Annotated in this window: 17 protein-coding genes; 7 read left to right on the top strand and 10 right to left on the bottom strand. The window is 70.3% G+C overall.

The features are described 5' to 3' along the window. Positions 1-126 precede the first annotated feature (126 nt). The 4 genes from ABN034_RS21170 to ABN034_RS21155 form a co-directional block, all read right to left on the bottom strand. Positions 127-732, bottom strand: a complete 606-nt coding sequence (locus ABN034_RS21170) for a hypothetical protein (protein WP_349328165.1) — start codon at positions 730-732, stop codon at positions 127-129. A gap of 50 nt (positions 733-782) precedes the next feature. Continuing rightward, positions 783-1166: a helix-turn-helix domain-containing protein gene (locus ABN034_RS21165; RefSeq protein WP_349328166.1), complete on the bottom strand. Its 384-nt coding sequence runs from the start codon at positions 1164-1166 to the stop codon at positions 783-785. 198 nt (positions 1167-1364) lie between these two features. Continuing rightward, positions 1365-2408 (bottom strand): asparaginase, encoded by a 1044-nt coding sequence (locus ABN034_RS21160; protein ID WP_349692729.1) that lies wholly within the window; start codon positions 2406-2408, stop codon positions 1365-1367. 20 nt (positions 2409-2428) lie between these two features. Then, positions 2429-3286, bottom strand: a complete 858-nt coding sequence (locus tag ABN034_RS21155) for a beta-keto acid cleavage family enzyme (RefSeq protein ID WP_349692728.1) — start codon at positions 3284-3286, stop codon at positions 2429-2431. A 144-nt stretch (positions 3287-3430) separates the two neighbouring features. On the opposite strand from ABN034_RS21155, the gene dtd reads away from it, so the two are divergent. Together dtd and cysC are read left to right on the top strand one after the other, a co-directional pair. After that, on the top strand, positions 3431-3856 hold the full coding sequence (gene dtd / locus ABN034_RS21150; protein WP_349692727.1) for a D-aminoacyl-tRNA deacylase: 426 nt from the start codon (positions 3431-3433) through the stop codon (positions 3854-3856). A 9-nt stretch (positions 3857-3865) separates the two neighbouring features. After that, positions 3866-5143 carry an adenylyl-sulfate kinase gene (cysC, locus tag ABN034_RS21145; protein WP_349692726.1) on the top strand — a complete coding sequence of 426 codons (1278 nt, stop codon included), beginning with the start codon at positions 3866-3868 and terminating at the stop codon, positions 5141-5143. 92 nt (positions 5144-5235) lie between these two features. On the opposite strand, the gene sigJ is transcribed toward cysC, so the two are convergent. Further along, positions 5236-6126 (bottom strand): RNA polymerase sigma factor SigJ, encoded by an 891-nt coding sequence (gene sigJ, locus ABN034_RS21140; protein ID WP_349692725.1) that lies wholly within the window; start codon positions 6124-6126, stop codon positions 5236-5238. A gap of 119 nt (positions 6127-6245) precedes the next feature. Beyond that, the gene (locus ABN034_RS21135; RefSeq protein WP_349692724.1) at positions 6246-6950 is read right to left on the bottom strand and encodes an alpha/beta fold hydrolase; all 705 of its coding nucleotides are present in this window, start codon (positions 6948-6950) and stop codon (positions 6246-6248) included. 164 nt (positions 6951-7114) lie between these two features. Between ABN034_RS21135 and paaN the strand changes: the two genes are divergently transcribed. Together paaN and ABN034_RS21125 are read left to right on the top strand one after the other, a co-directional pair. Continuing rightward, on the top strand, positions 7115-8860 hold the full coding sequence (gene paaN, locus ABN034_RS21130) for a phenylacetic acid degradation protein PaaN (RefSeq protein WP_349692723.1): 1746 nt from the start codon (positions 7115-7117) through the stop codon (positions 8858-8860). Positions 8861-9144: 284 nt separating this feature from the next. Further along, the gene (locus ABN034_RS21125; protein WP_349692722.1) at positions 9145-10014 is read left to right on the top strand and encodes an aldo/keto reductase; all 870 of its coding nucleotides are present in this window, start codon (positions 9145-9147) and stop codon (positions 10012-10014) included. A gap of 89 nt (positions 10015-10103) precedes the next feature. On the opposite strand, the gene ABN034_RS21120 is transcribed toward ABN034_RS21125, so the two are convergent. Beyond that, a complete protein-coding gene (locus tag ABN034_RS21120) occupies positions 10104-10742 on the bottom strand; it encodes a hypothetical protein (protein ID WP_349692721.1) in 639 nt (212 codons plus the stop codon). 221 nt (positions 10743-10963) lie between these two features. Next, positions 10964-11794, bottom strand: a complete 831-nt coding sequence (locus ABN034_RS21115) for a TetR/AcrR family transcriptional regulator (protein WP_349692720.1) — start codon at positions 11792-11794, stop codon at positions 10964-10966. A gap of 76 nt (positions 11795-11870) precedes the next feature. Between ABN034_RS21115 and ABN034_RS21110 the strand changes: the two genes are divergently transcribed. The 3 genes from ABN034_RS21110 (at position 11871) to ABN034_RS21100 (ending at position 18046) form a co-directional block, all read left to right on the top strand. Next, positions 11871-14201, top strand: a complete 2331-nt coding sequence (locus tag ABN034_RS21110; RefSeq protein WP_349692719.1) for an MMPL family transporter — start codon at positions 11871-11873, stop codon at positions 14199-14201. A gap of 274 nt (positions 14202-14475) precedes the next feature. After that, on the top strand, positions 14476-16905 hold the full coding sequence (locus ABN034_RS21105) for a glycoside hydrolase family 43 protein (RefSeq protein WP_349692718.1): 2430 nt from the start codon (positions 14476-14478) through the stop codon (positions 16903-16905). Between the two features lie 187 nt (positions 16906-17092). Beyond that, on the top strand, positions 17093-18046 hold the full coding sequence (locus tag ABN034_RS21100) for an LLM class F420-dependent oxidoreductase (RefSeq protein ID WP_349692717.1): 954 nt from the start codon (positions 17093-17095) through the stop codon (positions 18044-18046). Between the two features lie 126 nt (positions 18047-18172). On the opposite strand, the gene ABN034_RS21095 is transcribed toward ABN034_RS21100, so the two are convergent. Continuing rightward, positions 18173-20032 (bottom strand): acyl-CoA dehydrogenase, encoded by a 1860-nt coding sequence (locus tag ABN034_RS21095; protein WP_349692890.1) that lies wholly within the window; start codon positions 20030-20032, stop codon positions 18173-18175. 178 nt (positions 20033-20210) lie between these two features. After that, positions 20211-20834 carry a TetR/AcrR family transcriptional regulator gene (locus tag ABN034_RS21090; protein ID WP_349692716.1) on the bottom strand — a complete coding sequence of 208 codons (624 nt, stop codon included), beginning with the start codon at positions 20832-20834 and terminating at the stop codon, positions 20211-20213. Between the last annotated feature and the right edge of the window lie 98 nt (positions 20835-20932).

Below are 20932 nucleotides of genomic sequence, written 5' to 3'. Positions count from 1 at the left end.
CTGTCAGACAGCCATGACCTCAGGGCCGGGCCGGCACCGTCCTACCGACCCGTCACCCTCGGTCCGCCTCACGGCCTCGCCGCCTGCATGCCCGTGAGGTGTCGCAGCCGGGGGACGGTGTGCTGCTCAGCTGGTCGCCTTGCGGGCGGGTGCGGAGGAGTTCTTCCTCGGCGTACCCGACTTCGCGGTGGACTTCGCAGCAGTCGACTTGGCGGCGGTCGACTTCGCGGTGCTGCTCGCGGCGGTCCGCGGCTTCGCCGAACGCTTGGCCGTCGAACGCTTCCGCGTCGTGGTCGACTTCGACCGCGACGCCGACGGACGCGACGACGAACCCGTGCGGGCGATCTGGCGGCCGTTCGAGCTGCCGTTCTGCACGCTGCGGATCCGGATCACGGCACCCTTGCCGCGCTCGCTGAGCGTTTCGTAGGTGTCGCCGGCTTGGATCAGCGCCATCTGCACGGCCGACTGGGCCTTCTCGGTCAGGTCCTTCGCCTGGATGCGGAGATCATCAGAGGCGGTACGCAGGACCATGGCGAGAGCGTCAGCGCGCTCTTCGATGCGCTCCTGGACGCGGTCGGAGACGACGGCGGGGTCAGCAGTCTCCAGTGAGCCGAGCTTGTCCGTGGCGATCTTGGAGATCTCGCGGATCTTCTCCACCGCGAGGTCGCCGGCACCGGCGATCGCGTAGAGCGGGTTGGGCTCGGTCGAAGACTTGCGGGTGTTACGGGGCATGGATTAGTCCTCCTGTCGGGCGTGTCGTACGGCCCGGTTCCGGGTGGTGCTCACGCGCGTTCCGGCTCACTGATCTCTTCCTCGTCGGCCTCGCGGCGAAACGACGAATAGATGTCGAGCAGTACCCGCTTCTGGCGTACGGAGAGATAGGGGTCCGAGCGGATGGCCGTTTCGACGGCACGATCGTCTAGGCCCTCCTCCTCGGCCGGATCGAGCAGTCCTGCCCGCACGTAGAGCACCTCCGCCGAAACCCGCAGCGCCTTGGCGAGTTGCTGAAGAACTTCGGCTGAGGGCCTTCGCAACCCGCGCTCGATCTGGCTGAGATACGGGTTGGATACGCCAGCGAGATCGGCGAGCTGTCGCAGGGAGAGCTCCGCGTTGCGGCGCTGTTCCCGGAGATAGTCACCGAGCGTGCTGATGGACCGGACCTTCATGCCGCCATTGTGCTTGCAAAAGTTAGCAAGCGCAAGCCGACAGCAACTTCTGCCTCTGCACTGGAACTGCTCTTGGGTAAATGGCTCAGCTGTCCTGCTCCCGACTTCCCCGCCCAGGACCCCTGGCGAAACCGCGAGGACGTCTGACAATTAGCGGCTTCACCCGGGTCGGCGGATTCCGGATCAGGTCATCGGCGTTCAGATGCCGACACTGCGGATCTCACCTACGGCCATGCCACCTCCGCGGACCTCGGGCGCGAGCTGTTCGTCGATGACGGAACCCGAGACGCCAAGCCGGCGCAGGGCCGCCGCCATCACCACCGGACGGGCCCGCTGGCCGCCGTCGTCGATCTTCAGGGTCACCGCGCGGCCGTCGTCCAGTACGGCCGCGTAGCACCCCTCCGCCCCGCTCTTGGCGAAGAGCCCGGGAACCGCGGCGATCAGCGCCGACTCGTCTCGGGCGGTCCCGCTGGTCCACCTCGGGTGCGCGCGGACGGCGGCGACGACGCGGCCCTCCGGTGTGTCGGGCGGCGCCAGCACCATCGTGCGGAACGCCCTCGCCAGTCCGGTCAGACTCAGTGCGAAGAGCGGCGCGCCGCACCCGTCGACGCCGGTGTGCGCGACCTTCTCGGCCGCCAGGTCCTCGACCGTCTCGCGGATCATGACCTGGAGGGGATGGGCCGGATCGAGGTAGGTCTCCACCGGCCAGCCGGCGCTGACGCAGGCGGCGAGCATGCCGGCGTGCTTGCCGGAGCAGTTCATCGTGGCCCGGTCGGGTCGCTCGCCGGCGGCAATGCGGGCGTGCAGGGTGTCGGTGTCGATCGGCCAGCTGGGCGGGCACCGCAGGGCGGCCTCGGTGAGGCCCACGCCATGGAGGATCCGTCGTACACCGTCGGCGTGGAACGCCTCGCCGGAGTGGCTTGCGGTCGCCAACGCGAGCAGTTCGCCGTCGAGGTCGAGGCCGGCGCGCAGCATGGCCGTCGCCTGCATCGGCTTGTTGGCCGAGCGCGGGTAGCACGGCCCGGTCACGTCACCGACGGCGAACTCCACCGAACCGTCAGCGGCAAGGGCGACAACCGACCCGCGATGCCGGCACTCGACGAATCCTGAGCGGACAACCTCGGCGACGACGGGAGAGGCACCGGCAGCTCCGGTGTCGGCTGGCCCGGTGCCGGCTGGCCCGGTGTCGGCTGGCCCGGTGTCGGCTGGCTCGGCTGGCTCGGTCCCGTGGGGCGCACTCATCGCAGGCACGTCTGCCGAACCTACTGGCCAACCTCCGCGGACGCGAGGCCGAGCAGTTCCCGGGCTCCACCCGGCGGCATCGGCGGGCGTTGCGCAACCATCGCGAGAGTCGCGGCCCGCTCGACCAGTTCGGCGTTGTGGCGGACCGGACGCCCTTTCGCGAAGCTCAGCGTGTCCTCCATGCCGACTCGCAGGTGTCCGCCGCAGCTGAGCGCGGCCAGCGCGACCGGCAATGTCGTACGACCGATGCCGGTGGCCGACCACGAGGTCACGGTGTGAGGTAGCGCCTGGACGGCGGCTGTCAGCGTCGCCGCGTCGCCCGGCATCCCCCCTGGCACGCCCATCACGAAGTCGCAGTGCACCCTGCCGCCGAACGGCGGGCCGCACGTGTCGAGCAGCCGGTGCAGCGCCGCCACATGACCCAGGTCGAACAGTTCGAACTCGGGCACGACGCCCCGGGCCTGCGTCAGTTCGTACAACTCCACGACGAACGGCCACGGATTGGAGAACACGTCGTCGCCGAAGTTGACGGTGCCCATCGTGAGCGAGCACGAGTCGGGTTCGGCGTCGAGGACGCGCAGCCGGTCGGCGTAGGAGTCGGTGACGGCGCCGCCGGTCGAGAGCTGGATGACGAGATCGGTCTCGGCCCGGAGCGCGGCGACGCATCGGCGCAACCGGCCGAGGTCCAGCGTGGACCGGTGGTCCGCGTCGCGGACGTGGACGTGGATCATGGCGGCCCCGGCGCTTTCACAGCGCTGGGCCGTCTCGACCAGCTCGGGCAGCGTGGTCGGCAGGTCGGGGCAGGCGTCCTTGCTGGTCTCCGCACCGGTCGGCGCCACCGTGATCAACGTCTCGCGGGTAGGGCTCGGGCTTGCCATGTCCGCATCCTCCCAGTGGACATCCTCCCTGGCCGGTCGCCACCGCCGACGTGTCAGAGGTATCTCGTCACACCACCCCGAGACCGCGGGGACCCCGGGAGGGCCAGATACCTCTGACAAATGGGCCGGGCAAGAATGGGGCGCATGCGTGCGGTCGTACAGCGGGTCTCCCGCGCCAGCGTCGCGGTCGACGGCGAGATCGTCGGCGCGATCGACAAGCCGGGCCTCGTCGTCCTCGTGGGTGCGACCCACGCGGACACGGCGGCCCAGGCCGAGAAGCTGGCCGCCAAGATCTGGGGACTGCGGATCCTTGACGGGGAACAGTCCTGCGCCGACATCGGGGCGCCGCTGTTGGTGGTGAGCCAGTTCACGCTGTACGCGGACACGCGCAAGGGCCGCCGTCCGTCCTGGTCGCTCGCCGCGCCCGGCGAGGTCGCCGAGCCGTTGGTCGACCACTTCTGCACCGCCCTGCGCGAGCTGGGCGCCTCCGTCGAGACCGGTCGGTTCGGGGCTCACATGGACGTGTCGCTGGTCAACGACGGCCCCGTCACGCTGATCCTGGAGACGTGATCTCGCCCGATGGACAACACCGACGTGCCGCAGTGGGCGCCTTCGCCCGCGGAGTACGACGACCTCGCACTCGCCCTCGACGGCGTACTGCCAGACGTCTCTGTCGCCGTTCCCGACGACATCACCGTCCCGCCTTCCGGTCTGGTGGACCTCACCGATGTGGAGGGCACGCCGGTCGCGCGGCTCACGGTCGCCAGCTGCCGGGAAACGGCGGCGGGTGGCCAGGTCATCACCGGGTCCGTCGCACCGCTGGCCCCGCGCGAGGACGGCGTGTTCCGCCACCTGCACCGCACACCTGCCGACCTGCGCGACGTCCTGACGGGGAGCCAGGCCGCGGCGTTCCCGGTCGACGCGCCCCTGTCCACGGCCGACCTCGCGCGACTGGCCGAGTCCGTGACGGCGTACGACACGACCGTCCTGTTGCCGCTGGTCGGCCATGGCTCGTCCCGGTCCCTGTCCCCGCCGGCGCTGGTGCGCGCCACCACTGCCGCCGCCGGCGAACTGCCCGGCCGGACGCTGGTCGTGCCCGTCCCACTCGCCCGTCGCGACGACGCCGACGAGGACGCCCGGCGACGCCGGCTCGTGGCGGCCGCCTACGGCGAACCCGTCGACCTCGCTCTCGACTCGCCGCGGGTGCTGGCACCGGGTGAGCGTGCGTACACCCTGGACGGCTATCCCGACCGCATCGCCGCGATCATCGCCGCCGAGCACCCGCCGCTCCACGAACGCGGGCTCGTCGTGTTCTTCACCGGGCTCTCCGGCTCGGGCAAGTCGACCGTCGCCCGCCGGCTCCGCGACCTCATCCTCGAACGCGGCGACCGGACGGTCACCCTGCTCGACGGTGATGTCGTACGCCGCATGCTGTCGGCCGGGCTCGGATTCTCCCGGGCGGACCGGGAAGCCAACGTCGCCCGGATCGGGTTCGTTGCCGCGGAGGTGGCCCGCCACGGCGGGCTCGCGATCTGCGCACCCATCGCTCCGTACGCAGCGACCAGGGCGGAGGTCCGGCGGACGGTCGGCGACGCCGGCGGCGGGTTCGTGCTGGTACACGTCGCCACGCCTCTGGAGGAGTGCGAACGCCGCGACCGCAAGGGCCTCTACGCACAGGCCCGCGCGGGGCTGATCAAGGAGTTCACCGGGATCTCGGATCCGTACGAAGCCCCGACCGACGCCGACCTCGTACTCGACACGACCGGGACGGAGATCGACGCCGTCGCGACGAGCGTGCTGGACCTGCTCACCACGCGCGGCTGGTTCCGCCCGGCCGCGCCCGAGCGCTCCGCCTGAGCCGCCTTCCGTACGACGGGATTCAGCCAGGCCAAGGCGTCCAGCAAGACCAAGGCGTCCAGCCGGACGACGGAGTCAGCCGAACGACGGAATCAGGCGTCGAGGACTGACAGGTCGAGCGGGCGGAGGCGTTCGGGGTCGGCGAGTACGTCGATGGCGACGATCTTCCCGCCCGTGACCGTGAAGGCCATGACGACCTGCGGCCGTCCCTGCGGTGTGACGACGACGCCGGCGACTCCGTTGATCAGTGCCGGTCGTACGAACGGGGACAGCTGTCTGGCCAGCAGCGCCTGCTCGGTCACGGTGCGCGCGCCGTGGAGCACGCGAGTGAGGCTTGGCCGGGCGGCCCCGCCGTCGGACCGCAGGACGACATCGGGGTCGAGAACGGCGAGGAGCGCGTCGAAATCGCCGGCGCGGGAGGCGGCGAAGAACGCGTCGACGACCTCGCGCTGGCGGGCGAGGTCGGGGTCGGGAGCCGGTGCCTGCCCGTGTACCCGGCGGCGGGCCCGGCTCGCGAGCTGCCTCGCCGTGGCCGGTGTGCGTTCGATCATCGGGGCGATCTCCTCGAACGGCACGGCGAACATGTCGTGCAGGACGAACGCGAGCCGCTCGGCCGGCCTCAGCGTCTCGAGCACCACCAGCAGGGCCAGACCGACCGCATCGGCGAGCAACGCTTCGTGCTCGGGGTCGACGCCGTTCTCGTGGCTGACGATCGGGTCGGGCACGTGCACGTCCACCTCGAGGGGCTCCTCGCGCCGCTGTTCGCGGGAGCGCAACCGGTCGAGGCACACGCGCGCCACCACCGTGGTCAGCCACCCGCCGAGGTTCTCCACGCCGCTCGTGTCGGCGCGGTCGGCGCGCAGCCAGGCGTCCTGGACGGCGTCATCGGCCTCCGAGACCGAGCCGAGCATCCGGTAGGCCACCGCTCGCAGGCGGGGCCGATGCTCCTCGAACCGCCCTGTCAGCCATTCGCGCTCGTCCACCGTGTCACCCTCCCTCCTCGCGGAGTGTCACCGCGACCGAGCCACGCAATCCCGCCGAGGTGCCCGCGAGACCTTCTCCCCGGCAGAACCCGACCGCCGACCGACAACGGTCCGGAAGGTCACCAGGTGGTCCCGACGCACTCGTCGAACCAGTCGACGACGGTCGGCACGACCCGGGTGGACAGGGCAGGCTCACGTTCGCAGGTCCGGTGGTCGAGTCCGTCGAACTCGATGACGTCGACGCCGCGTTCGGTCAGGGCATCGCGGGAACCCCGGATGCCGAGGGCGGCCGGACGATCCTCCCTTCCCACATAGAGCAGTCTGGGGCACGGCATCGCGGCAAGTTCGTCGAGCCAGTCGAACCGCTTGCGCCAGTGCCAGAACGCCCGCGGTGCGACAGGCACGCGTTGTTCGCGATCCATGCGGGCCAGCCGGGCGTCCGTCGGCCCGCCGTCGACGAGCGAGAAGCCCCCGGTGACCATCGCCGCGGTGCGCGGGGTCGCCTGCGCGACCGCGGCGGCCATCGCGCCGCACTGCGAATAACCCCAGACGGCGAACCGGTCGACCTCCTCGTGGTCGAGAACCGAGAGGACATGCTCGTGGATGCCGGCACGTGGGTAGTCGCGTGGGCGGTCGCTGCGGCCGAAGCCCAGCGGACTGATCTGGACGACCATGTAGCGGTCGGACAGGAGCCGGAGTTCGACGGAGACCGTCGAGTAGCGGTCATTCTTCAGTACCACGAGAGCAGGACCGTGCCCGGCGACACGGTACGCGACGCGATGGCCGGCAAACTCGGCCTGACCGCTGCGAAGCTCCCTCTCCATGATCCGAGAGCGTAACCACGCGGTCCGCCACCGCGCGGGCGCCCGCAACGCGGCGGGCCTTGCGCTGGACGCGACCCCGACAGTGGATGAGGGCAGGCCGCGGCGTAGGTATCGCCGCGGCAAAACGCGGACCGCCTGCCACGGGGACGGCCTACGCTGGCGGCGTGAGCCAGACGACCCGTGCCCAACCCGGCGACTCGACGACCCTTGCCCAACCTGGCGCTAGCGGTGGTTTCGCCGACGATCGGCCGCTCCGCGACGCCCTCGACCGGGCACTCGACGCGATCCGGGACCGTAGCCACTTCTCGGCGTTCCCGGAGTCGCCGAGCCCGCGCGTCTACGGCGAGGAGGCCGCGCCGGCGGGGCTTGCCGCATTCGGGACCTGGCAGGGAACCGACTTCCCACTCCGGACGGCACCGGGCGCGAGCGGCGCCGTCGCGACCGAACGTTCACCGTTCGGGATCGGCCTCGACATCCGCTATCCGCGGGTCGCCACGACGGGTCTCGACGATCTCCTCGCCACCGCCCAGGCAGGCATCCCGCAATGGCGCGACGCCGGGCCCGACACGCGGGTCGATGTCGCCCTCGAGATCCTCGCCGCACTGCACAAGCGGGTATTCGAGCTGGCCAACGCGGTGATGGCGACGACCGGCCAGGCGTTCGTCATGGCGTTCCAGGCGGGTGGGACCCATGCGCTCGACCGGGCGCTGGAGGCCGTCGCCTATGCGTACGCGGAAATGACCCGGCACCCGGCGACGGCCCTGTGGGAGCGGCCGGGCAGAGGCGAGCCGGTACGCATCGAGAAGACGTTCACGGTCGTGCCCCGGGGCGTGGCCGTCGTGATCGGGTGCACGACGTTCCCGACGTGGAACTCCTACCCGGGGCTCTTCGCGTCCCTCGTCACCGGCAATCCGGTGGTGGTGAAGCCGCATCCGGGCGCCGTGCTGCCGCTGGCGATCACCGTGCAGGTCTGCCAGGAGGTCCTCGCCGCGCGCGGGTTCGATCCGGCGCTCGTGACGCTCGCCGCCGAAGCCGACGGCGACGGGATCACCCGCGACCTCGCCACCCATCCCGCGGTCCGGATCGTCGACTTCACCGGGTCGGCGGAATTCGGCGACTGGCTCGAGTCCCACGCCACCCAGGCGCAGGTCTACACCGAGAAGTCGGGCGTCAACCCGGTCGTCATCGACTCGACGCACGCGTTCCGCGGGCTGGTGGGCAATCTCGCCTTCACGCTGGCGCTGTACTCGGGCCAGATGTGTACGACATCGCAGGTCATCTTCGTACCCGCCGACGGGATCGACACCGACGAGGGGCACAAGTCGTTCCGGGAGGTGGGGGCAGGGCTTGCCGCGGCAGTCGACAAGCTGCTCTCCGACGAGGGGCGAGCGGTCGAACTCCTCGGCGCGATCGTCAACGACGCCGTCCTCAACCGGGTCGAGGGGTCGACCGCACTGGGCGGCGAGGTGGTCCTGGAGTCGCGCGCCGTGCGGCATCCGGTGCACGCCGATGCGGTCGTCCGCACGCCCGCGATCCTCGCGCTCGACGCCGACGACGTAGCTGTCTTCGGACGGGAGTGCTTCGGCCCGGTGACGTTTCTCGTGCGTACGCGGGACACCGACGAGGCGCTCGCCCTCGTCCGCCGGCTGGGCCACGAGCGGGGTGCGATGACGGCGGCGGTCTACTCGACGTCGGAGCGGGTGCTGGCGGCCGCGCGCGAGGTGGCGCTCGACGTGGGGGTGGCGCTGTCGGAGAACCTCACCGACGGGGTGTACGTCAACCAGTCGGCGGCGTTCAGCGACTTCCACGGCACGGGGGCGAATCCCGCGGCGAACGCGTCCTTCGTCGACGCCGCGTATGTCGCGGGCCGGTTCCGGATCATCCAGAGCCGCCGCCACGCGCCCGAGTGAGTACCTCAGCGACCCGCCACCACCGGCCCTCCGGGGCCCACCGGGACTCGTCCCGCCCTCTCCGGTGATCATGATCGTGATCATGAAGATTCTGTCGGTGTATGCGCCAGTTTTCCTTCATGATCACGGAACCGCGCCGCGACGTGGTGCAGCACCAGGGCGCATGGTGTGGCGAATCGGTTTCGCATTGGCCTGGCGTCCAGGCCCCGAGGGTTGCCAGGTCGCCATAAGCTGAACGCCGTACAACGGTAGATCCCGGCACAACTCGCGAGCGGAGTTCATTTATGGAAACGCGACGCCTCGGGCGACTCGGGCACCAGAGCAGCGTCCTCATCTACGGCGCGGCGGCGCTGGCCGAGGTGACCCAGGAGGTGGCCGACCAGTCGATCCAGGAGGCCCTTGACGCCGGCATCAACCATTTCGACACGGCGGCGAGCTACGGCGAGGCCGAGCTGCGCCTCGGGCCGTGGATGCCGAGGATCAGGGACCAGATCTTCCTCGCGACCAAGACGGGCGAACGCGAACGCGAGGCAGCCTGGGTGTCGATCAACAACTCCCTCGAACGCCTGCAGACCGACCGGCTCGACCTCATCCAGCTGCACGCCGTCGGCGACCTCGACGAACTCGACAAGGCCACCGGCAGTGGTGGCGCCCTCGAAGCGGCGATCCGGGCGCGGGACGAGGGCATGGTGAGCGCCATCGGCATCACCGGCCACGGCCATGACGCACCGGCGACGCATCGCGAGGCGCTGAAGCGGTTCCCGTTCGAAACGGTGCTGACGCCGCTCAACTACGCACTCGGCCGCGACGACGACTACCGCGCGGCATGGGACGAGCTGGCCGCCGAGACGCAGCGGGTCGACGCCGGCCTGATGATCATCAAGACCATCTCGCGTCGCAACTGGACCGAGGAGGACCACCGGTACACCACGTGGTACGAACCGTTCGACGAGCAGGAGAAGGTCAGCGCGGCGCTCGCGTGGGTGCTCAAGCATCCGCAGGTGACCGGGATCGCCACGGCCGGCGAGGTGAGCCTGCTCCGGCTGCTGGTCGAGGCCGAGCGTGACCGTGGCAACTGGACCGATGCGCGGATCGCGGAAGTGCTGGACGGCGTCGTGGCGTACGCCTCCCCGTTCGTCGCGATGCCGATCTGAAGCACCCGCTCGACTGGGCGCTCGACTGGGCGCTCGACTGGGGAGACGGTGGCGGTCCACCGTCTCCCGGCCGGGGCTGGGCCAAGAGGTCAGGGGCAGGTGCCGGCACCATCGAGGGCGGCCTTCGACACCACGTCCTGCAGCAGGGACCTGGTTTCCTCGATCTTGGTGTCGGTCGCGTTACCGGCTGGGGCGTAGCCCACCTCGACCACCTGGATGCCCACCTCCGCGAACGCCTTGGCAAGGCGCCACTCGTTCCCCTTCTTCACCGCCAGCCGGCCCATGACGACGCCATCGCCGCTGACCTGGACCGCGACCTGGGCCCCGTCCTCGCCTCGTACCGTGGCTTCGAGGTCCTTCTGGGCGGCGTTGCCGTCACCCTCGGTGAAACTGCCGGAGATCCGTACGACACCGCCGCCGGTCTCCTTGGCCGGCAGGGAGTACGCCCAGGTGTTCTCCGCCTGCTCCTGCAGCTCCCAGGTGTCAGGAACGTCCACGTCGACGAATACGCAGCTCACGTGGAGACCCTCGAACGTCGGCGTCGGCGACGGTGTCTCACTCGGCGTGGGCGATTCCGGTTCCGGGCCCGGTGTCGCCGCCTCGTCCTTCGGCGGGAGCTCCTCCAGGGTCGCGGGGTAGAACGACTTATCGCTGCACCCCACCGCCAGGAGGGCGGCGACGGCGAGCGCGAGGATCCCGAGCCCACGCGTACGACCGGCCTGCGGCATGGAAGCCCACCCTTCCCTCGTGTGCGCGGACGCTCCTGTGGCCACGGGCACTGTATTAGGCCGTTCTCCCTCGCCGCGCATCCGGGCGCGGGTGCGTACGCCTGCGCGTGCGCGACAATCGCCGCGGGCATCGCACTACGCGCCACGCCCGACCAGCGCACCCAACCCAACGCAGCCGATCCAGCGCACCCAACCCAGCGCAGCTGATTGGCGCGGCGGACTCAGCGCCTCTGTCCCACCAGTGCGCTCAGATCGTCGAGAACGGCTTCGAACAGCGGCTCAGCGTCGGTCATGGCATGCGCGAGGTGCCCGAACACCTCCATCGACACCAGCCCGTAGATCCGGGTCCAGTAGTCCAGCAGGACCGCGGTCGCGCCGAGCGGGGGTTCTTCGATCGTGTGACCGGCCGCGACCGCCCGCGCCATGATCTGGGAGCGGTAGGGGCCGAGGGCTGCGCGCAGGCGTTCGGGGAGCGCGTCGTCGCCGCGTCCGACGTCGAACGGCCGGGCGGCCCACAGCAGGAGGAGTGCTTCTTCGATGACCCAGGCGAGTTCGAGTTGGGCCGCGACCGCTTCGTCTCCGGCGGCGCTGGGGGTCGCGCTCGGATCGCTGTACCGGGTGGCCCGGTGGGAGAACGTCGCGCTGCACTCGGCCCGATGCGCAAGTGACCAGCGCCGGAACTCCCGGCAGACGCCCAGGGCGCGCGCGAGTGGATCGGTGCCCAGCGAGTCCCGGCGGGCGATGAGAGCGGCCGCCAGCTCCCTGATGACGGACGCGCAGGCGAGGTCGAGGAGCCCGGTCCTGCCGTTGACGTAGCGGTAGAGGGCCGGGGCGGTCACGCCGAGCCGGTCGGCAACGGCGGCCATCGTCACCGCGGGCGGCCCGTCGGTGACGACGAGCTCGCGGGTGGCGGTGCCAATGTCGGCGAGCAACTCCTGGCGACGCTGGTCCCGACGGCTGGGTCGCCGCGACCCTGATGCCGCGTCATCGACGTCCGGCCCTGTCGTACCCGCCTCGCCCGGGTTGCCACCGGTCGGGGTGGGTCTGCCCATACGACCCGCCTTTCGTTCGTTAGGTTACGATCCATAAAACAGTTTCGAGTCGTAACGTTTGCCGTCGGAGTGCTCCATGCTCGCACAGTGGGCGTCCTTCGTGGCGCGGCGTCGCTGGTGGGTCCTTGCCGTCGCGGCCGTACTCGCCATCCTCGCCGGCACCGCGTCCACCACCCTGACCGATCGCATGGACCAGGGTGGATACGACGTGCCGGGCAGCGAGTCCGAGCGCGCCGCCACCGCCGCGGGGCGGGCCCTCGACAACCAGGCCGACGCACTCGCGGTCTACACCGTGCCGGCTGGGCGATCCGTCCAGGATCCAACCGTGCAGAACGCCGTCAGGCAGGCGGTCGGGCGGCTCCCGGACGCTCAGGTCGCGGGCGCGACCGGGTGGTGGCAGCAGCCGGCACTGGTCTCAGCCGACAACCGGACCGGCGCCGTCGCCATCCAACTGCGCGCCGAGGGCCAGAACGGACAGCTCGCCGCCTGGCCCGACGTCGAAGACGCCCTGCTGGGTACGGGCGACACGGTCGGCGGCCGGACGACCTACGGCGTGGACGGACTCACCCTCCGGTTCAGCGGTTGGACGCCGATGGGCGACGCCGTCAACGCCCAGACCGAAGAAGACCTCGCCCGCGCCGAGTTGATCTCGTTCCCCGTCCTGCTGATCGTGCTGGTCCTCGTCTTCGGTGGGCTGATCGCCGCCGGACTCCCGCTAGTCGTCGGCGCCGTCGGGATCACGGGCGCACTCGGCGTCCTCTGGGTGCTGACCACGCTCACCGACGTCTCCGTCTTCGCGATGAACGTCGTGACGCTGCTCGGACTCGGCCTCGCGGTCGACTACGGGCTCTTCGTCGTGAGCAGGTTCCGGGAGGAGCTCCGCGCGGGCGACGCCGGGGACGGTACGACGGGAACCCGCGCCGATGCTGCGATGGTCCAGCGCGCCGTGACCGTGGCACTGAGTACGGCCGGGCGTACCGTCCTCGTCTCGGGGCTCACCGTGGCGGCGGCGCTGTCCGGGCTCCTGGTGTTCCCGCAGGGAATGCTCCGCTCGATCGGTTTCGGCGGCATCGCGGCCGTCGTCGTGGCGGCACTCTCGGCGCTGACGGTCCTGCCGGCGCTCCTCTCGGTGCTGGGGCATCGGATCGACCGGTTGCGGGTGCCGATCGGCCGGGGCCGGCGCCCGGGCGTGACCGCTGCCGATCCGGAACTCAACGACCCGAGCGGACACCGGCGGGGACACGACCGGCGGGGATGGGCGCGGGTCGGGCGCGTGGTGATGCGCCGCCCCGCCCTCGTCACCGTCGTGGTTGTCGCCGGGCTGCTGGTCGTGGGGAGTCCGTTCCTGCGGGCGGAGTTCTCCGAGGTGGACGCCTCCGTCCTGCCGAAGGACAACGCCGTACGGATGGCGACCGAGCACGTCCGTGCCACCCTTCCCGGCGCCTCGACCGAGGCCGCCCAGGTCGTTCTCGTCGGCTCGGACGGCCGGGCACCCGAGCAGCGCGCCGTCCAGGCGTACGCCGAGCAGGCGAGCCGGATCGACGGCATCACCGGTGTGGCACCGGCCGGATCCTCCGGTGACACCGTCGTCCTGACCGCCCAGGTCCACGACGACCCACAGAGCCAGGCAGCGCAGGACGCCGTCACGCATCTGCGCGACATCGCCGCGCCGGCCGGGACGCGGGAGGTGCTGGTCGGCGGTCCGACCGCAGCGCTGATCGACTCGCTCGACGCGATCGGCGACCGGATGCCGTGGATGCTCGCGGTTCTCGCCGGGGCGGTCCTGCTCCTGCTGACCGTGGCGTTCGGCTCCCTCGTCGTACCCGTCAAGGCGGTGGTGCTCTCCGCCCTCTCCCTCACGGCGTCGTTCGGCGCCATCGTGTGGGTGTTCCAGGATGGGTACCTGGTCGGTCTGCTCGGCACCGAGGCCGGACCGTTGGAAGCCTCGATCCCCGTCCTCATGCTGGCGGTGCTCTTCGGCCTCTCGACCGACTACGAGCTGTTCCTGCTGTCCCGGATCGCCGAGGCCTACCGATCCGGGCGTACGCCCAGGGACGCGGTGGTCGACGGGTTGGCGCGGACCGGCGGGCTGATCACCGCAGCGGCCCTGCTGCTCGGGATCGTCGTCGGGGCGTTCGCGCTGAGCGGGTTGAAGTTCATGAAGCTGCTGGGCGTCGGCATGCTGATCGCGATCGCGGTGGACGCGACGATCGTGCGCGGCCTGCTGGTGCCCGCGGTGCTGGCGCTGCTCGGCACCGTTGCGTGGTGGGCGCCGCGTCCGCTCCGCCGGCTCGCCGGGGTTATGCGCCTGGAACCTACGGAACGCGAACTGGACGCCGGCGTACCGCTTGCCGCAGCAGCACCGACTGCCGTGTCCCGGTCGGACGACCGCGAGATCGGGACCTAGCGGGTCGGATACCAGCAGCGCCTACGGAGGAGCCGGCCGGTGGCCCCAGTCCATGATCAAGAGGCATGAACCGGGCGTGTACGGGCCGAATCTGCCCCGATTCCGCCTCTTGATCATGGTCCGCTGCTCGGGACGACCATGCGACGGCCCGACAAGACCGCCCGCCGAAGGTGGCCAGCGACGCCATCTTTACAACGTTGTGCAAGACGAATAGAACTCACCCTGGACAGCACGGTCATGATCGTCGCACCACGGACACCCGGAGGGCAGCGCCATGGACGGATGCCGGCGGATTCGAAGTACGGCGGTGATCGGCGCCCTCGCGGCATGCCTCGCCACGGCCGCCTTCACCGGGCCCCCACTCGCTGCCGTGCCCCAGGGCACCACCGCAGCCACCCATGCCGTGTCGCAGGGCACCACCGCGCCCACCGATGCCGAGGCGCCCGCAGCGGTGGCCACAGAATCCGGGCACCATTCCGCCGGCTCGTCGTACACGAACTTCGTCACCCGCGGCTACTCCATCGACTTCCCCGACCCTGCCGTGATGCGCGGCAAGGACGGTAAGTGGTACGCCTACTCGACCGGTGGGCCGTACGACGAGGCCAACGAGCGCGGCTCGGCGTACAAGATCGCCTCCTCCACCGACCTCGTGCACTGGGAGGACGAGGGCTCGGTCTTCGACGCGACGCACCGTCCGAGTTGGGCGGCGCCGACCACCGGCTTCTGGGCGCCGGACATCCGCTATCTCAACGGCCAGTACCTGCTCTACTTCACGGTCCCCGACACCACCACGACCACGCAGGGCTTCGACCCGGCGATCGGAGTCGCGACCGCCGACACCCCCGCCGGTCCATGGACGCCGTCGGACGAGCCGCTGATCCCGGCCGAGCCGCGCGGCAACGGTTTCGACACGGTGATCGACCCGGCGATGTTCACCGACGCCGACGGCACCCACTACCTCTACTGGGGCGGCTACGGCACCGGGATCTGGATGGTGAAGCTGTCCCCCGACGGGCTCCGGGCGGTGTCCGAGCCGAAGCACATCGCGGCGTCTCGCTACGAAGGCCCGAACGTCGTCAAGCACGGCGACTACTACTACCTCTTCGCGTCGTCGGCGAACTGCTGCGCCGGACCGACCACCGGCTACTCGGTCTTCGTCGGACGCGCGACCAGCCCGGACGGTCCGTTCGTCGACAAGCTCGGCAAGCCGCTGCTCGCCAGCCGCGCCGGCGGCACACCCGTCCTCGCGCCGAACGGCAACACGTGGATCGGCACCGGCCACCATTCGGCCGCGCTCGACGTCAGTGGCGAGATGTACATGGCCTACCACGCGATCGATCGCAACGACCCGTGGCTCGACGTCTCACCGGGCTTCACGATGCGACCGATGAACATCGACCGGCTGGACTGGGTCGACGGCTGGCCGATCGTGCGAGCGGGACGCGGCGCGTCGGACACGGCGCAACCCGCACCGGTCGTACGCGGCGAGGTGGACGACCGGTTCGAGGACCCGGACGGGACGGCTGACCACTTCCGTACCCTCCACGGCTCGCTCACGGTCGCCGGTCCGGACGACAGGTCGGACTCCGGCCGATTCGCCGAACTCGCAGGCGACGCCGCGGTCGCCGTGACCAAGCCGCTGGCGCGGACGGACGTCCGCATCGAGTCGGACGTCCGCACGGCAGAGTCCGGCATCGGCAGCGCCGGGGTGTTGGCACGGGCCGACGGCGACGGCATCGGCGTCCGCGCCATCCTCGACGCCGGCGCGAACGAACTCCGGCTCGAGGCCGGCCAGGGCCCGGACGCACGCGCCAAGGCCGTCGCGCTCCCCGCCGACTTCGATCTGACCGCATGGCACGTGCTCGCCCTGGAGGCGCGCGGGACCCGGGTCACCGCGGACATCACCGATGCGCGACTGGGCGACCCGTGGGCGACGGTCTCCCTCGACGTTCCGCGCGGGCTCGACCGGAGCGGCCGGGCCGGGCTGGTCGGCGCCAACGGCGGCGAGGCCGACAACTTCTCCGCCACCGGCCTCTTCACCCCCGTCACCAAGGCTGTGCCGGATCCGGAGCCGGGCAAGGTCGCCGCTGCGTACTCCGACAACTTCACCGACGGCCTCGGCACCGGCTGGTCGTGGCTGCGGGAGGACCCGAAGGCCCAGGTCACCGACGGCGCCCTGGTGTGGCCCACGCAGACGTCCGACCTCGTGGGCAACGGCACGCCCGGCCTCCTGCTGCGCGAGTCGATGCCGGACGGCGACTACATGGTCGAGACGAAGCTCGACCTCGACCTCGGCGAGGACACGGTTCGCAACTTCCAGCAGGCGGGCCTGATCGCCTACGTCGGTGACGACGACTTCCTCCGCTTCGACGTGGTCGCGGTCGGGCCGACGCGGATCGCGGAGTTCGGGAAGGAGACGGTGTTCCAGGGCCGCCGGTCGTGGGGGGGTGGGCTCGCCGGAGCGCCGGGCGAGACGACCTGGCTGCGCCTGCTGCACACCCTCGACCCGGACACGCGCGAGCACCGATTCCGCGCCGGGTCCAGCACCGACGGTGTGCACTGGACCTGGGGCCTCACGTGGACCCTGCCGGCGGACACGACACCGAAGATCGGACTCGTGTCGCAGGGCTCCCAACCCGCGACGACCGAGGAGTTCGGGCCGGCGACAGCGGTGTTCGACTACTTCCGCGTGTCCCGCCCCTGACCGGGCCGACCTGGGTCTGCGCCGGTGTCCTCATGGCCGGCCGCCGGTCCGTGCGGACACCGGCGCAGACGAGGAAGGTCGTACGGGCGCATGACCCACACGAGTTACCACGGTGCCTGAGCCGTCCGCGCAGGACCTGGTCGTCCGCCGGCGGACGGATCGTTAGCCGGCACGTAAACTTCACCACATGAGTGTGACCCGCTTCGGCCTGCAGATCCCCCTGTTCACCTATCCAGACGTCCCACCCGACCAACTCTTCGAGCGGGTCGCCTCCATCGCCACCACCGCGGAGGACTCCGGCTTCGACTCGGTGTGGGTGATGGACCACTTCTACCAGCTACCCGGACTCGGGAAGCCCGACGATCCGATGCTCGAGGCGTACACCCTGCTCGGCGCTCTGGCGGCCCGCACCCGTACCGCGAAGCTGGGCACCATGGTCACCGGCGTGACCTATCGCAACCCGGCGCTGCTCGCCAAGATCGTCACGACCCTTGACGTGATCTCGGCCGGCCGGGCAATCCTTGGCCTCGGCGCTGCGTGGAATGACGTCGAGCACCGGGCGTACGGCTTCGAGTTTCCGCCGACGGGCGAGCGGATGGACCGGCTGGAGGAAGCACTGCAGATCTGCCGGGCGATGTTCACCGAGCACAGCCCGAGCTTCTCCGGCAAGCACTACGAGATCGTCGAGGCGTTCAACGTTCCGCGTCCCCTCACCCCCGGCGGTCCGCCCATCATGATCGGTGGCGGCGGCGAGAAGCGGACGCTTCGACTGGTGGCCAAGTACGGTGACGCCTCCAACATCTTCGGCGGCCTGCCCACGGTCAGGCACAAGCTGGACGTCCTGGCCCGGCACTGCGAGGCGTTGGGGCGGGATCCGGCGGAGATCACGAAGACCAAGCTCGCCACGCTGGTCATCGCCGCCACTGTCGAAGAGGCCGAACGCAAGGCGTCGGCCGTCCGTGCCCAGGTGGGTGACGACTGGTTCGAGAACACGGTGATCGCGGGTGCGCCCGACCAGGTGGTCGAGCAGGTGCAGGTCCACTTCGACGCCGGCCTCGACGGCCTGCTGGTCAACCTCCCCGACGCCCAGGACCTCGACACCGTACGCCTCGCCGGCGAAACCCTGTCGCGGTTGTCCTGAGCGCGCAGCCAGGCCGCGCAACTGCCGACTCCGGACGGCCCTCTGGCGTTGCCCTCTGGGCATCGCCAGAGGGCAACGCTTCCGCTCGCAACGCCGACCCACGCCCGCACAGCTCCCGGGCAAAGGTCAGAAGGCCGACTCGGACAAGGCCATCAGGTCGTTGTCGGTGCCTTCGGCGATCGCCCGCTCCGCCGAGAGCTTCGGGAGGACCTGGGCGCAGAACCACTTCGCCGCGGCGAGCTTGCCCTCGTAGAACGCCTCATCGCCCGCACCAGGATCCGCCAACCGTTCCATCGCGACCTCGGCCTTGCGGAGCAGCAGCCACGCGCACACCACGTCGCCGACCGCGAGCAGCAGCCGGCTGGTGTTCTGGCCGACCTTGTAGAGACTCGCGGGATCGGAGTCCTGCGCTTCCGGCCGTGACGCCAGCAGGAAACCGACCATCGCGCCGACGATGCCCTGTACGTCGTCCAGAGCCTTCGCGAGCAGGCCCTTCTCGACCGCGAGCCGGCCGCCACTCCCCGACGTTGCGGACGCCTGGATCTCCCCGGCCAACCGCCCGAACGCCTGACCCTGGTCCCGCACGATCTTGCGGAAGAAGAGGTCGAGGCCCTGGATCGCCGTCGTCCCTTCGTACAGCGTGTCGATCTTCGCGTCGCGGACGTACTGCTCGATCGGGTAGTCCTGGAGGAACCCCGACCCGCCGAGGGTCTGCAGCGACTCCGTGCCGAGCAGGACCCAGGCCCGCTCGGAACCGTAGCCCTTCACGATCGGCAGCAGCAGGTCGTTGAGGCTCGCCGCCGCCTCGTCGGGAGACCCGGCGTGCTCGCCGAGCGCGACGTCGTCCTGCACTGACGCCGTGTAGAGGACGAGTGCGCGCAGACCCTCGGCGTAGGCCTTCTGGGTGAGCAGCGACCGTCGTACGTCGGGATGATGGGTGATCGGCACCCGCGGCGCGGTCTTGTCGGTCGCCCGGGTGAGGTCGGCGCCCTGGACGCGTTCCTTGGCGTAGTCCAGCGCATTGAGGTAGCCGCTGGACAGCGTGGCGATCGCCTTCGTGCCGACGAGCATCCGGGCGTACTCGATGATCTGGAACATCTGCCGGATGCCGTCGTGCACCTCGCCGAGCAGGTGGCCGACCGCCGGCTGAGCAGGGTCCTCGCCGAACGTCAGCTCACACGTCGTCGACACCTTCAGACCCATCTTGTGCTCGACGTTCGTGGCATAGACGCCGTTGCGTTCGCCCATCTCGCCGGTTTCCAGGTCGACGTGGAACTTCGGGACGATGAAGAGGGACAGGCCCTTCGTGCCCGGACCACCCGCGCCCTCCACACCGACCGGCCGGGCGAGGACGAGGTGGACGATGTTCTCGGCGAGGTCGTGTTCGCCGCCGGTGATGAACCGCTTGACGCCCTCGATGTGCCACGTCCCATCCTCCTGGGGGTACGCCTTGGCACGGGCGGCGCCGACGTCGGATCCGGCGTCGGGTTCGGTGAGCACCATGGTCGCGGCCCACCGGCGGTCGATCATGTGCTGGGCGAACCTCTTCTGGCTCGGCGTCCCGTTGCGCCAGATCGCGGTCGCGAACCGCGGCCCACTTGCGTACATGAAAAGCGCCGGATTGGCGCCGAGGACCAGCTCCGACGCCGCCCACCGCAGCGACGGTGGGCAGGGCTGGCCACCGAGGGCAGGCTCCAGGTCGAGCCGCCACCACTCCGCGTCGGTCCACGCCTGGAAGCTCTTCTTGAACGTCTCGGTGTGCCGGACGCTCCGGGTGGCGGTGTCGTAGACGGGCGGCGTGCGGTCGCTTTCGGCGTACGACGCGGCGACCTCTTCGCGCGCCAGCCGGTCCAGCTCGACCAGGATGGTGTGGGCGGTGTCGCGGTCGATGTCGGCGTACGGCCCGGTCTCGAGGACCGCTTCTCGGCCGAGGACGTCGAACAGCGTGAACTCGATGTCGCGGAGGTTGCTCTTGTAGTGGCTCATCGGCCCGTCGCTCCCCTTGGTCACCGGCTGCAACTGCGGTGGCATCCACCCAATGCTACCTGCGAGTAACTTCCTTGACCTATGGTGCGCTTTCCTTCCGTACGACACAAGTCGGTCGCCGCTGTGAACCGCATCACGGCTCGGGCTAGGAGGCGCTTGGATCGCGCGGGTGGTGGGCTCAGGCTGGTTCGTCGTCGCTGTCGTCGAGGAGCCGACCACCGACCAGCGCCCGGACCGCTTCGCCCACCATCTCGGCGTCGACATCGCCGAAGAGGACGTGCTGCAGCATGAAGCCGGGGAAGATGCCGGCGATCACCGGGCCGACCTTCTCGGCAGGGACGTCCTGGCTGATCTCGCCGCGCCCCTGGTAGATCCGTACCATCCGGACGACCAGCCCTCGGATGACGACGACCAGGTCGCGGAGCCGCTGGGCGAGTTCGGGTGACCGCACCGCCTCGCCCCACACCTGGATGGCGAGACGGGCCAGCCCGTACTCCTCGTCCATCCGCTGGATCGTCCGCCCGATCCGGGTGAACGCCTGGTCGATCGGCGGTGGCGGGTCGGACTCGACCAGGGTCTCGAACGCCTCGCGCAGCCTGGCGATGGCGTCGGCCACGATCGCCGCGGTGAGCTCGTCCTTGCTGGGGAAGTAGCGGTAGACGGCGCCAGCGGACAGGCCCGCTTCGCGCAGGATGTCCTGCATCGACGTGGCATGGAACCCGTTGCGCAGAAAGCACCTCCGGGCGGCGTCGACGATCTGCAGGCGGCGGGCTTCGAGGTGCTCCTGGGAGACGCGTGGCATACCCAGAACATAAAACGAACGTTCCTTCTTGACAAATGACCTCGGCCGACCTCAGCCTGATGACCGTAAAGAGAACAATCATTCGTTCTCTTTGGTCC

Origin of the sequence: Actinopolymorpha sp. B11F2 (genome assembly GCF_040195635.1) — a bacterium.
GTDB lineage: Bacteria > Actinomycetota > Actinomycetes > Propionibacteriales > Actinopolymorphaceae > Thermasporomyces.
The sequence above is the reverse complement of the archived record's forward strand: the minus strand, read 5'-3'. Positions and strand labels throughout refer to the sequence as shown.

What these genes read in the sequence shown, in the direction of transcription:
- ABN034_RS21165 (WP_349328166.1), bottom strand. Translation starts at nt 1,166, where the DNA reads ATGAAGGTCCGGTCCATCAGCACGCTCGGTGACTATCTCCGGGAACAG.
- ABN034_RS21115 (WP_349692720.1), bottom strand. Translation starts at nt 11,794, where the DNA reads ATGGGCAGACCCACCCCGACCGGTGGCAACCCGGGCGAGGCGGGTACG.
- ABN034_RS21170 (WP_349328165.1), bottom strand. Translation starts at nt 732, where the DNA reads ATGCCCCGTAACACCCGCAAGTCTTCGACCGAGCCCAACCCGCTCTAC.
- ABN034_RS21100 (WP_349692717.1), top strand. Translation starts at nt 17,093, where the DNA reads ATGAGTGTGACCCGCTTCGGCCTGCAGATCCCCCTGTTCACCTATCCA.
- dtd (WP_349692727.1), top strand. Translation starts at nt 3,431, where the DNA reads ATGCGTGCGGTCGTACAGCGGGTCTCCCGCGCCAGCGTCGCGGTCGAC.
- ABN034_RS21160 (WP_349692729.1), bottom strand. Translation starts at nt 2,408, where the DNA reads ATGAGTGCGCCCCACGGGACCGAGCCAGCCGAGCCAGCCGACACCGGG.
- ABN034_RS21125 (WP_349692722.1), top strand. Translation starts at nt 9,145, where the DNA reads ATGGAAACGCGACGCCTCGGGCGACTCGGGCACCAGAGCAGCGTCCTC.
- cysC (WP_349692726.1), top strand. Translation starts at nt 3,866, where the DNA reads ATGGACAACACCGACGTGCCGCAGTGGGCGCCTTCGCCCGCGGAGTAC.
- ABN034_RS21120 (WP_349692721.1), bottom strand. Translation starts at nt 10,742, where the DNA reads ATGCCGCAGGCCGGTCGTACGCGTGGGCTCGGGATCCTCGCGCTCGCC.
- ABN034_RS21095 (WP_349692890.1), bottom strand. Translation starts at nt 20,032, where the DNA reads ATGAGCCACTACAAGAGCAACCTCCGCGACATCGAGTTCACGCTGTTC.
- ABN034_RS21135 (WP_349692724.1), bottom strand. Translation starts at nt 6,950, where the DNA reads ATGGAGAGGGAGCTTCGCAGCGGTCAGGCCGAGTTTGCCGGCCATCGC.
- ABN034_RS21105 (WP_349692718.1), top strand. Translation starts at nt 14,476, where the DNA reads ATGGACGGATGCCGGCGGATTCGAAGTACGGCGGTGATCGGCGCCCTC.
- ABN034_RS21155 (WP_349692728.1), bottom strand. Translation starts at nt 3,286, where the DNA reads ATGGCAAGCCCGAGCCCTACCCGCGAGACGTTGATCACGGTGGCGCCG.
- ABN034_RS21110 (WP_349692719.1), top strand. Translation starts at nt 11,871, where the DNA reads ATGCTCGCACAGTGGGCGTCCTTCGTGGCGCGGCGTCGCTGGTGGGTC.
- ABN034_RS21090 (WP_349692716.1), bottom strand. Translation starts at nt 20,834, where the DNA reads ATGCCACGCGTCTCCCAGGAGCACCTCGAAGCCCGCCGCCTGCAGATC.